Source organism: Streptomyces sp. VTCC 41912, assembly GCF_045799175.1.
In the GTDB taxonomy this organism is placed as follows: domain Bacteria; phylum Actinomycetota; class Actinomycetes; order Streptomycetales; family Streptomycetaceae; genus Streptomyces; species Streptomyces albulus_C.
This window is the reverse complement of sequence record NZ_JBJMAB010000021.1, coordinates 31,781-43,913: the sequence shown is the minus strand read 5'-3', so window position 1 is coordinate 43,913 and position 12,133 is coordinate 31,781. Positions and strand designations below refer to the sequence as shown.

Genomic DNA, 12,133 nt, shown 5'->3' with positions numbered 1-12,133 from the left:
GGCGACGCACGGCGGCCCCCCGCCCGCAGCGCGGACGCCGTACGGCGGGAAAGCCGACAACGTGGGAGTACCGTCGGGACAGAACGGTCTGACGAGGGAGACGAGAAACGTGGCAGGTATGCCGTGGGTGCGGGGCGCGGACGACGGCGCCGACCCGTTCGGTACGGCCCGGTTGCGGCGCGGCGTGCTGGATGCCTGGGCCGCCTCGCCGGCCCGGTTCCGGGAGGACGCCAACGCCGAGGAGGACCTTGCGCTCGGCGGCTACCGCGACCGGCTCGCCGTGGAGCTGGCGCAGAACGCGGCGGACGCGGCGGGCCGGGCCGGTGTCCCCGGCCGGCTGCGGCTGACCCTGCACCCCGCCGACGGTGACGCGCCCGCGGTGCTCGTCGCCTCCAACACCGGTGCCCCGCTGGACGCCACCGGCGTCGAATCGCTCTCCACGTTGCGCGCCTCCGCGAAGCGGGAGAGCAGCGTGGCGGTCGGCGCGGTCGGCCGGTTCGGCGTGGGGTTCGCCGCGGTGCTGGCGGTCAGCGACGAACCGGCGCTGGTGGGCCGCACCGGCGGCGTCCGCTGGTCGCTCGCCGAGGCCCGGGAGCTGGCCGAGGCGGTGGCCGCGCACAGCCCCGGCCTGGGCGGCGAACTCCGTCGGCGTGAGGGCCACGTACCGCTGCTGCGGCTGCCGTTGCCCGCGGAGGGCACCGCGCCCGAGGGGTACGACACCTCGGTGGTGCTGCCGCTGCGCGACGGGGCGGCGCAGGACCTCGCCGAGCGGCTGGTGGCCGGGATCGACGCGGCGCTGCTGCTGACCCTGCCCGGGCTGGCCGAGGTCGTGGTGGAGACGCCGGAGGGCGTGCGGACGTTGACCCGCTGTCAGGACGAGCGGTACGTCCGCATCGAGGACAGCGAGCGGGGGGCGACCCGGTGGCGGGTGACCGGCGACGGCGGTGCGTTGGACGCGGCGCTGTTGGCGGACCGCCCGGTGGAGGAGCGGCTGCGGCCGTCCTGGTCGGTGACCTGGGCGGTGCCGGTGGACGAGACGGGTGCGCCGGTGCGGCCGGGCACCGCACCGGTGTTGCACGCGCCGACCCCGACCGACGAGCCCCTGGGCCTGCCCGCGCTGCTCATCGCCTCGTTCCCGTTGGAGCCGACCCGGCGGCACGTCGCCCCGGGCCCGCTCGCCGACTTCCTGGTGGGCCGGGCGGCCACCGCGTACGCGGGGCTGCTCGGCGACTGGCAGCCGGTGTCGGCCGGCACCCTGGACCTCGTACCGGGACCGTTGGGCAAGGGCTGGTTGGACGGTGAACTCCGTCGGCAGATCGTGGAGTCGCTGCCGCGGGTGCGGTTCCTGCCGAGCGCGGCGGCGGCCGGGGCGGAGCGGGCCGCCGCGGGGGACGAGGACGCCGAGGACGCCGAGGACGCGGAGCGGTACGTGCTGCGGCCGGTGGACGCGGAGTTGGTGGAGGGCGCCGGTGCGGCGACCGTCGGGGTGCTGGCGGAACTGTTCCCCAGCCTGCTGCCGGCCGGCCTCGAACGGCGCCCGGAGCTGCGGGCGCTGGGCGTGGCACGGGTCCCGCTCACCGAGATGATCGACCGGCTGGCCGGCGTGGACCGGTCGCCGCAGTGGTGGTGGCGGCTCTACGACGCGCTGGCCGGCACCGACCCGGACCGGCTCAGCGGGCTGCCGGTGCCGCTGGCGGGCGCCGGGCGGACCGCCATCGGGCCGCGCCAGGTGCTGCTGCCGCTGCCCGACGGCGGCCCGGACGTCGAGGGCGAGGCCGCCGACCGGCACCGCACCCTGGCCCGGCTGGGGCTCAAGGTCGCCCACCCGGACGCGGTCCACCCGCTCCTGGAGAAGCTCGGGGCCACTCCCGCCGCACCCCGCGCCGTACTGACGACCCCTCAGGTGCGGGCGGCGGTCGCGCACTCGTTGGACGCCGACGAGGACGCCTACGACGTCTTCGAGGACGAGCTGGCGCCGGGCGCCGGGGTGCCGCTGGGGGCGGAGGAGCTGGCCGAGGCGGTCCTCGGGCTGGTCCGGGACGCCAACCTGGCGCCCGGGGACGAGCCGTGGCTGGCCGCGCTGGCCCTGCCCGACGAGGACGGCGAACTGGCGCCGGCGGGCGAACTGGTCTTTCCCGGGAGCGACTTCGAGCAGGTCATCAGGGAAGGTGAACTCGCCGCATGCGAGGCCGAGTTGGCGGAGCGGTGGGGTGTGCAGCCGCTCACCGCGGTGGGGGTGCTGGCCACCTTCGCGCTGGTCCGGGCCACCGACGTGGTGCTCGACCCGGACGAACTGGAGCCGCGGGACAGCGAGTTCCCCGAGCCGGACGACGCCGGACTGCTGGACGCCGTCGACGTGTGGTGCGAGGACGTCCTCGACACGCTGCCGGAGGCGCCGGTCCCCCCGGTCGTCACCGAACTGGTCGCGGTCCGCGACCTCGACCTGGTCGCCGACGACGCCTGGCCGCGGGTCCTGGAGATGCTCTCCCAGCCGCCGCTGCGGGACGCCCTGACCACGCCGGTGCGGGTGCTGCTGCCGGACGGCACCACGGAGTCGGTGCGGCCCTACACCGCCTGGTGGCTGCGCGGCCACCCGGTGCTGGACGGCCGTCGGCCGGCCGGACTGCGCGCCGCCGGCGGCGATCCGCTGCTGGCCGGACTGTACGAGGCGGCCGACGCGGGGCAGGTCGACGCCCAGGTGCTGCGCGCCCTCGGGGTCCGCACCTCGGTCGGTGCGCTGCTCGACGAACCGGGCGGCGCGGCCGAACTCCTGGGCCGGCTCGCCGATCCGGACCTCCGGGCGGGCGCCGGGCAACTGCACTCCCTGTACGGCATGTTGGCCGACCTCGACCCGGACCAGGTGACGCTGCCCGAGGACCTGCGGGCGGTCGTCGACGGGACGGTGCGGGTGGTGGACGCCGCCGACGCGCTGGTCGCCGACGCGCCGGACCTGATGCCGCTGGCCGGCGACCGCGCGCTGCTGCCGGTGCGGCCGGCCCGCGCCACGGAGTTGGCCGAACTCTTCCAGGTGCGGCGGCTGAGCGAGGCGGTCGTCGCCGAGGTCCGCTCCGACGGGGCGACGCACGACGTGCCGGAGGCGGTCCGCGCCCTGCTCGGCCCGGCCACCCCCGAGGCGTACGTCGAGCACGAGGAACTGCTGGTCGAGGGCCCCGACGGGGACGTGGAGCTGGACTGGCGGTGGGCCCCGGACGGCACCCTGCACGCCGCGACCCTGGAGGGCGTGGCGGCCGGTCTGGCCTGGGCCAGCGGGCAGTGGCCGCGCCGGTTCGAGGTCGCGGCGCTGCTGGAGGACCCGGAGCGGGTCGAGGAGCTGGCCCGGGCCCGGTGGTTCGACTGAGCGCGGTGCGCCGCGGGGCGTGACCGGAAGCGAATTCGACGGCGGTCGGCGGACGTACGGGTCCGGCGACCGCCGTCGTTCTTCCGGCGGGTCGCGGCCTGGTTTCCGGTCCTTCCGGCGTCCCGCCCCAGGGCCCGCGCGATTTCCGCGACGGTGGGGTCCGCGGGACGCACGGGTCGTCAACAACGGAGCTCGATGCGGAACTTGCCGGACGCCGCCAACAGGCTAGAGTGCCAGGGCGATCTTCGATCATTCTCTCGTCGCACACCGAGACCCGTCATGGGTCGGTGCCCGCCGCGGATCGGCATCCCGATTCCCGGGCCCCGTTCCTGCCGATCGCCCATCCGTCCCGCCCGCCGTCCCGCCGCTCACGAGGACCTGTTTGATGCCAGCACGGATACCCTCCCGCCCCGGGGCAGCGCCCACGCCGCTGGGCGCCGCACTGCGCACGCTGGCGGTCGTCCTCGTGGTGACCGGCGCGCTGTGCCTCGGGGCGGTCCTGCTCGTCCCGGAGTCCGTGCGCACGCCGCTCGCCTGGTCCGGGGGGACCTGCGCGGTGCTGCTGAGCGCCGCCGTGGCGACCGCGGTCTACCAGGAACGGCTGGCCCGGCACTACCGGGAGCGGATCGCCACCATCAAGGCCGAGGCCGAGCGGCTGGCGAACGTCACGATGCCGGCACTGGTCGCGCAGCTGCGCGACGGGGCCTCGGTGGACACCGCGCTGGGCCGCACCGACCTGCCGGCGATCGCCGCGCACCAGCGGATCGTGCGCACGCTGGCCGAGGAGGTCGGGCGCGGCGAACGGATGCGGGCCGCGGCGATGTCCGCGTGCGCCAACGCCGCCGGCCGGGTGCAGGCGCTCGCCACCGGGATGCTCGCCGACCTGCGCGAGATGGAGAACCGGCACGGCGAGGAGGTGCTGGGCGACCTGCTGAAGCTGGACCACACGACGGCGCAGGCCGGGCGGCTGGCGGACAGCATCGCGGTGCTGACCGGTGCCCGCTCCGGCCGCCGGTGGAACAAGCCGATCGCCATGGAGAGCATCCTGCGCGGCGCCATGGGGCGGATCAGCGCCTACCGGCGGATCCAGCTGCACAGCAGCAGCGACGTCGCGATCGCCGGCCACGCGGCCGAGGGCATCATGCACGCGCTCGCCGAGATCATGGACAACGCCGCCTCGTTCTCCCCGCCGTCCTCGCCGGTCCACGTCTACGTCGAGGAGGCGCAGGCCGGCGTGGTGGTGAGCGTCGAGGACAGCGGGCTGGTGATGGGCGAGGCCGCGTTGCAGCGCGCCCAGGAGACGGTGTCCGCGGACACCCTGGACCTGATGTCGCTGTCCGGGACGCGACTGGGGCTCGCCGTGGTCGGCTGCCTGGCCCGCAAGCACGGGCTGAACGTCTCCTTCCGGCCGTCGGCGCGCGGCGGCACGGGCGTGGTCGTCCTCATCCCGCAGCAGCTGGTCACCGAGACCCGGTCGGCGGCCGAACAGCCGGTCGCCGCCCCGATCGCGGGCGCGCCGCGGCCCGTCGTACCGGCCCCCCGACGCACCCCCGAAGCCGCGCCCGAGGGACTGCCCGCGGCCCGTCCGCAGCCGCGGCAGACGCCCCGGGAGACGCCGCGGGCGGCGGACCGGTCCGGGACGCCGGCCGACGCCCCGGCGCCGCTGCCGCGACGCACCGCCCGCAGCGGCGGCGGGACCGGAGCGGACGCCGCCCCGGCGCCCGAGTTCGGCGAGAGCGGGCTCCCCAAGCGCCGTCGTGGCCAGACCCTGGCCGCCGCCCCCATGGGGACGGAACCGGTGCGCGACGACGCGCGGCCCGCGCGTTCCCGTGCGGAGTCGGCGGCCCGGTTCCGCGCCTTCCGTCACGCCGTCCAGGGCAAGCCCGCCCCGGACGGTGCCGACGGCCCCCGAACGAGCGGCACGCCCGCGTCACCCCCAGCCCCCTCGCCAGCACGCCCGGAGGACGAGACCCGATGAACACCACTGACCACAGCCTCGACTGGATGCTGGAGAACCTCCTCCAGAAGACCCCGGGAGCCCGGCACGCCCTGGTCCTGTCGCGGGACGGGCTCAAGCTCTGCCACTCCAAGGACCTGACCGTCGACCAGGCCGACCAGCTCGCCGCGATCGCCTCCGGGATCCAGAGCCTGTCGCACGGCGCGTCCGTGGAGTTCGGGGACGGCACCGGCGGCGTGCGGCAGGCGATGACGGAGTTCCACGGCGGGCTGCTGTTCATCGTCGAGGCCGGCAACGGCGCCCACCTGGCCCTGATCGCCGTCGAGGACGCCGACGTCGGCCTGATCGGCTTCAACATGAACGAACTGGTGGAGCAGATCGGCGAGTACCTCCAGGCCGCCCCGCGCGGCGAGGGCGGGCCGACGGCATGAAGCGGCTCGGTCCTGACGACGATCCGGACCGGCTCTACACCGTGACCGGCGGCCGCAGCCGGTCCGCCGACGACCACGCGCTCGACCTGGTCACCCTCATCGTCAGCGAGTCCGACCCGAGCGCGGGCATGCAGTCCGAGCACGCCCGGATCCTGACCACGTGCCGCCGCCCGACGGCCGTGGTCGAGATCTCGGCGGAGCTGCGGATGCCGGTCAGCGTGGTCCGGATCCTGCTGTCCGACCTGCTGGACCGCGGCCAGGTCACCGCCCGGCACCCGCGGGTCCCCGCGACCGCCCAACTACCCGATGCCGACCTGCTGAAGGAGGTGCTCGATGCACTCCACCGCCTCTGAGCCCGTGCACCCGGACGGAGCGACCGACACCGACCGCGTGCCGCTGCGCGCCACCGCCGACAACGGCCTGAAGATCGTCGTCGTCGGTGGCTTCGGCGTCGGCAAGACCACCATGGTCCGCTCGGTGAGCGAGATCCGACCGCTGAACACCGAGGAGACGATGACCCGGGCGGGGGTCGGCGTCGACGACCCGCGCGGAGTCGAGGGCAAGACGACCACCACCGTCGCCTTCGACTTCGGCCGGATCACCGTCAACGACAGCGCGGTGCTGTACCTGTTCGGCGCGCCCGGGCAGGAACGCTTCTGGTTCCTGTGGGACCGGCTGTTCTCCGGCACGCTGGGCGCGGTGGTGCTCGTCGACACCCGCCGGCTGGACGACTCCTGGTACGCCATCGACCGGCTGGAGGCGCACGGGATGCCGTTCATCGTCGCGCACAACGACTTCGGCGGGGACCGGCACACCCTCCAGCAGATCCGCGACGCGCTGGACCTCTCCGAGGAGGTGCCGCTGATCGCCTGCGACGCCCGCGACCGGGAGTCCAGCAAGGCCGTGCTGATCGCGCTGGTCGACCACCTCTACGCCCTGTCCACCCGGGACCCCGTACCCGTTCAGGAACCCGCGGAGACCGCACCGTGAACGACCCGCAGCACTCCACCACCGGCGGCTGCCCGCTGGGCGCCGGCGCCTCCGGCACGGACGCCGTGCCGCTCTACGGCGCCGGCCTCAGCGGCGACCCGGCGCGGCTCTACCGCGAGATGCGCGCCCGGCACGGGACGGTCGCGCCGATCCTCCTGGACGGCGACGTCCCGGGCTGGTTCGTGCTCGGCTACCGCGAGCTGCACCAGGTCACCAGCAACCCGGAGCTGTTCGCCCGGGACTCCCGCCGCTGGCACGCCTGGGACCAGATCCCCGCGGACTGGCCGCTGCTGCCGTTCGTCGGCCACCAGCCGTCGGTGATGTTCGCCGAGGGCCCCGAGCACCGCCGCCGGGCGGGGGCGATCAGCGACGCGCTCACCGCGATCGACCAGTTCGAGCTGCGGCAGATCTGCGAGCGGCTGGCGGACGGGCTGATCGACGCGTTCGCCGGCTCCGGCGAGGCGGACCTGATGGCCCGTTACGCCGCCCGGCTGCCGCTGCTGGTCATCGCCGAGCTGTTCGGCTTCCCGCACACCGAGGTGCCCGAACTCGCCGCGGACATCGCCGCGTCGCTCAACGAGGACGAGGGCGCGATCGCCGCGCACCAGCGGGTCGCCGAGCGGATGCAGCGCCTGGTCAAGGCCAAGCGGTCCGCGCCCGGCGCCGACGTGCCGTCCCGTCTGCTGGCGCATCCGGCCGGGTTGGCCGAGGGGGAGGTGGTGATCGACCTGCTGGTGGTGATGGCCGCCGCCCAGCAGCCGACCGCCAACTGGATCGGCAACACCCTGCGGCTGATGCTGACCGACGACCGGTTCGCGCTCAGCCTCTCCGGCGGCCGGCGCAGCGTCGGCCAGGCGCTCAACGAGGTGCTCTGGCACGACACCCCGACGCAGAACTTCATCGGGCGCTGGGCGGTCCGCGACACCCAGCTCGGCGGGCGCCGGATCCGCACCGGGGACCTGGTGATCCTCGGCCTGGCCGCCGCCAACACCGACCCGCAGGTGCGGCCGGACTTCAGCGACGCCGGCTCCGACGGCAACCAGGCCCACATGTCCTTCAGCCACGGCGAGCACTCCTGCCCCTACCCCGCCCCGGAGATCGCCGAGGTGATCGCCAAGGCCGCGGTGGAGGTACTGCTCGACCGGCTGCCGGACGTGATGCTGGCGGTGCCGACCGAGGACCTGGTGTGGCACCCGTCGCTGTGGATGCGCGGACTGGTCAGCCTGCCGGTGGAGTTCACGCCCGCCTACACCCCGATTCCCGCGATGGGGACGGCACCCGCACGGCGCAGCTGACGGCCCACAACCCCGCTGTGTTGCGGCCTGGTTGGTGTGAGGCGTCGGCAACTCCCGTGCGGCGGGTCACGTTTCACGTGAAACGCGACCCGCCGCACGCGCGCCGCTAACCGGCCGGGGTGAACCGCACCGGCAGCGCGGCCAGGCCACGGGTGTAGACCCCCTGCTCCCGGGGGTGCGCGTCCGGTGCCAGCGTCAGGTCCGGCAGGGCGTCCAGCAACTGGCCCACGCCCACCTCCACTTCGGCCTTGGCCAGCAGCGCGCCGACGCAGAAGTGCCGCCCGAGGGCGAACGCGAGATGGTCCGCGGCGGCCGAGAACGCCGTGGTGGTGGACAGGTCGGTGCGGTGGATGTCGAACACGTCCGGGTCGGCGTAGCGCCGTTCGTCGCGGCCGGCCGCCCCGATCAGGCAGGTGAGGGTGGCGCCCTTGGGCACCAGGCCGCCGCCGATGGTGACGTCCTCGGCGGCCTGCCGCATGATCATGTGCACCGGTGGGCTGTGGCGCAGCGTCTCCGCGAACGCCCGCGGGATCAGCGCGTGGTCCGCACGGACCGCGGCCAACTGCTCCGGGTGTCGCAGCAGGTTGTGCACCAGGCTGGAGATGGCCTTGTCGGTGGTCTCGCCGCCGGCCGTCAGCAGCAGGCTGCAGAACGCCTTGATGTCCTCGTCGCTCATCCGGGTGCCGTCGATCTCCGCGGCGCAGAGCGTGGAGAGCAGGTCGTCGCCGGGTGCGGTGCGGCGTTCGCGGATGATCGGCAGCAGGTAGGCGGCGAATTCGTCGCGGGTGCGCAGCCCGGCCTCGGTGACGTCGGGGTCCTGGGCGAGGTTGCCGAGGAAGCCGATGATCGCGGTGTACCAGCGGTGGAAGCGGTCGTGGTCGGCCCGGTCCAGACCCAGCATGTCGGCGATGACGTTGACCGGGAAGCGGGTGGCGAAGTCGGCCACCAGGTCCGCGCTGCCGGTCCCGCGGAACGCGTCGATCAACTCCCGGGCGTTGCGCTCGATCACGGGGAGGAAGGACTGCTCCAGGGTGTTGCCGCGGAAGGCCGGGGCGACCAGGGCCCGCCGCACCGCGTGCTCCCGGCCGCTCATCTGCAAGATGGTCCGGCCGTGCACCGGCTCCAGCTGCCAGTCGTAGTTGTCCGTGGTGAACACCGGGTCCTTGAAGGCCCGTTCGACGTCCTCGTGCCGCGAGATGACGTAGCTCCGGGTGGCCTCGTGATGCAGCAGGGGGAAGTCGTCACGCAGCACGCGGTAGGCGGAATACGGATCCGCGGCGAATTCGGGCGACAGGATGTCCGGTGCTTCTCGATTCACGGGCACTGCTCTCCTCGGTCGGGATGCGGTACGGGGCCGCGGCGAGCGCGGGCCGTCCGTCCCTCCCAAGATCGTTGCTGGAGCGGGCCGTTATCAAGACCGCCGACGCTACGGTTCGACGACGCCGGGAGAACGGGCAGGAGCCGTCGGGAGAACGGGCGGGGTGGAGCGGGACCCGGTCCACGACGATCCGCGCGCCGCGCCGTGGCGCCGCCCACCGGCCCCGTCGGTCCGGCCGGTGCCGCTCACGCCGGGAACCGGCGCCCCACCCACCGCCAGGCCACCTCCAGCAGCACCGCCGCCACCGCCGCGATGGCCACCGCCGTCCACGGCATCGTCGTCCCCACCAGCCGCAGGTCGAAGAAGCGTTGGAGCCACGGCGTCACCAGCACGATCAGGAAGCCCAACCCCATGAGCAGGACCAGCCCGATCCGCCACCAGGTGTACGGGCGGGCGATGATCGCGAGGACGTACAGGGCGGTGAGGAAGAGCGTCAGGGTGGCGGCGCTGGTCTGCGCGCTCAGGGCGTCCGGGCCGGTGTAGTAGGCGCGGGCCAGCAGATAGGTGGCGAACGCCGCGAGACCGGTGATCACGCCGGAGGGCACGGCGTAGCGCATCACCCGCCGTACGAAGTGGGGGCGCGCACGTTCCTTGTTGGGCGCCAGCGCCAGGAAGAAGGCGGGCACGCCGATGGTCAGCGTGGACAGCAGCGTCAGGTGCCGGGGCAGGTACGGGTACGGGATCTGGCAGCAGGCCACCAGGACGGCCAGCAGCACCGAGTAGACGGTCTTGGTGAGGAAGAGGGTGGCGACCCGGGTGATGTTGCCGATCACCCGGCGGCCCTCGGCCACCACCGACGGCAGCGTCGCGAAGCTGTTGTTGAGCAGCACGATCTGGGCCACCGCCCGGGTCGCCTCGGAGCCGGAGCCCATGGCGACGCCGATGTCGGCGTCCTTGAGGGCCAGCACGTCGTTGACGCCGTCACCGGTCATCGCGACGTGGTGGCCGCGGGCCTGGAGCGCACCGACCATGTCCCGCTTCTGCTGGGGCGTGACCCGGCCGAAGACGGCGCCGTCCTCCAGGGCCCGGGCCAGCGCCTCGGGGTCGTCGTGCGGCAGCCGCCGGGCGTCCACGGGGGAGTCCGCGCCGGCCAGCCCCAGCTTGCCGGCGACCGCGCCCACCGACACCGCGTTGTCACCGGAGATCACCTTGGCCTGGACGCCCTGCTCGGCGAAGTAGCGCAGGGTGTCGGGGGCGTCCTGGCGCAGCCGCTGCTCCAGGACGACCAGCGCCGCCGGCTGCCCCTCGTGCGCGACGTCGGGGTGGTCCAGCGGCCGGGTGGCGCGGGCCAGCAGCAGCACCCGCAGGCCCTCGGCGTTGAGCCGGTCGATCTCCGGCAGCAGCGGGTCGTCGTCGGGCAGCAGCACGTCCGGTGCGCCGAGCAGCCAGGCGGAGGCCGATCCGTCGGGCTCGTCGAAGGCCGCGCCGCTGTACTTGCGGGCGGAGGAGAACGGCAGGGTGCCGGTGCACCGCCAGGAGTCGGGGGCCGGGTAGGCGTCGACGACGGCCGCCAGGGAGGCGTTGGGGCGCGGGTCGGAGGCGCCGAAGGCGCCGAGCACCTGCCGGACGCGGGCCGGGTCCTGGTCGGCCAGCGGGCGCAGTGCGGTGACGTCCATGCCGCCCTCGGTGAGGGTGCCGGTCTTGTCCAGGCAGACCACGTCGACCCGGGCCAGCCCCTCGATGGCCGGCAACTCCTGCACCAGGCACTGCTTCCGGCCGAGCCGGACGACGCCGATGGCGAACGCGACCGACGTCAGCAGCACCAGCCCCTCGGGGATCATCGGCACGATCCCGGCGACCATCCGCCGGATCGCGGCGTCGGCCGGCAGGCCCAGCGTCAGCAGGTGGCTCAGGATCAGCCCCAGCGCGGTCGGGATCATCATCCAGGTCACGTACTTGAGGATCTGGCTGATGCCGGTGCGCAGTTCGGAGTGGACCAGGGTGAACCGGCTGGCCTCCTCGGCGAGCTGCGCCGCGTACGCGGCCCGGCCCACCTTGGTCGCGGTGAACGCGCCGTTGCCGGCGACCACGAAACTGCCCGACATCACCGGGTCGCCGGGCTTCTTCACGACCGGGTCCGCCTCGCCGGTCAGCAGCGACTCGTCGATCTCCAGGCCGTCGCTCTCCAGCACCTCGCCGTCGACGATGGCCTTGTCGCCGGGGCCGAGTTCGAGGACGTCGTCGAGGACCACCTCGGAGGTGGGGACCTGGACCGCGGCCCCGTCGCGGCGGACGGTCGGCCGGGTCTCGCCGATCAGGGCCAGGCTGTCCAGGGTCTTCTTGGCGCGCAGCTCCTGGAAGATGCCGATGCCGGTGTTGGCGAGGATGACGAAGCCGAACAGGCCGTCCTGGATCGGACCGACGATCAGGATGATCACGAAGAGCACGCCGATGATGGCGTTGAACCGGGTGAAGACGTTGCTGCGGACGATGTCCGCCGTGGAGCGCGAGGACCGCACCGGGACGTCGTTGACCTCGCCCCGGGCCACGCGTCCGGCGACCTCGGCGGTGGTCAGCCCGCGCCGGGCCACCTCCCGGCCGTTTCCGCCGGCGGGCCGGCCGCCGCCGGGCTCCGGTTCCTCGACTTCGGTCTGCGCCGGGTCCGTCATGCCCTCGACGTTACGGGGGGAATGTCGGTCTCACCCGCTGGCGGTCGACAGAAGTGCTGTGCGGGGTTCTGTCCGGTTACGCGGCAACCCCGGGCGCGCGGACGGCGTCCGGTGA

General features: G+C 74.3%; 8 protein-coding genes. 6 read left to right on the top strand and 2 right to left on the bottom strand.

Annotated elements, in window-relative coordinates; genetic code table 11:
- Positions 1 to 118: 118 nt before the first annotated feature.
- The 6 genes from ACJ6WD_RS25825 (at position 119) to ACJ6WD_RS25800 (ending at position 8,031) form a co-directional block, all read left to right on the top strand.
- Positions 119 to 3,358, top strand: coding sequence for a sacsin N-terminal ATP-binding-like domain-containing protein (locus ACJ6WD_RS25825; RefSeq protein WP_407616630.1), 3,240 nt, complete (start codon positions 119 to 121; stop codon positions 3,356 to 3,358).
- A 385-nt stretch (positions 3,359 to 3,743) separates the two neighbouring features.
- A complete protein-coding gene (locus tag ACJ6WD_RS25820) occupies positions 3,744 to 5,336 on the top strand; it encodes an ATP-binding protein (RefSeq protein WP_233658578.1) in 1,593 nt (530 codons plus the stop codon).
- Positions 5,333 to 5,746: a roadblock/LC7 domain-containing protein gene (locus tag ACJ6WD_RS25815; protein WP_016572416.1), complete on the top strand. Its 414-nt coding sequence runs from the start codon at positions 5,333 to 5,335 to the stop codon at positions 5,744 to 5,746. Before ACJ6WD_RS25820 ends, ACJ6WD_RS25815 begins: the two co-directional genes overlap by 4 nt.
- Positions 5,743 to 6,099: a DUF742 domain-containing protein gene (locus ACJ6WD_RS25810; protein ID WP_038521057.1), complete on the top strand. Its 357-nt coding sequence runs from the start codon at positions 5,743 to 5,745 to the stop codon at positions 6,097 to 6,099. Before ACJ6WD_RS25815 ends, ACJ6WD_RS25810 begins: the two co-directional genes overlap by 4 nt.
- On the top strand, positions 6,080 to 6,736 hold the full coding sequence (locus tag ACJ6WD_RS25805) for an ATP/GTP-binding protein (RefSeq protein WP_233658576.1): 657 nt from the start codon (positions 6,080 to 6,082) through the stop codon (positions 6,734 to 6,736). The genes ACJ6WD_RS25810 and ACJ6WD_RS25805 overlap by 20 nt, the downstream gene beginning before the upstream one ends.
- A complete protein-coding gene (locus ACJ6WD_RS25800) occupies positions 6,733 to 8,031 on the top strand; it encodes a cytochrome P450 (RefSeq protein ID WP_374206817.1) in 1,299 nt (432 codons plus the stop codon). Before ACJ6WD_RS25805 ends, ACJ6WD_RS25800 begins: the two co-directional genes overlap by 4 nt.
- Positions 8,032 to 8,137: 106 nt before the next feature.
- Here the strand turns inward: ACJ6WD_RS25800 and ACJ6WD_RS25795 are convergent, their stop codons facing one another.
- Positions 8,138 to 9,349: a cytochrome P450 gene (locus ACJ6WD_RS25795; protein ID WP_407616590.1), complete on the bottom strand. Its 1,212-nt coding sequence runs from the start codon at positions 9,347 to 9,349 to the stop codon at positions 8,138 to 8,140.
- 245 nt (positions 9,350 to 9,594) lie between these two features.
- On the bottom strand, positions 9,595 to 12,018 hold the full coding sequence (locus tag ACJ6WD_RS25790) for an HAD-IC family P-type ATPase (RefSeq protein WP_407616589.1): 2,424 nt from the start codon (positions 12,016 to 12,018) through the stop codon (positions 9,595 to 9,597).
- Between the last annotated feature and the right edge of the window lie 115 nt (positions 12,019 to 12,133).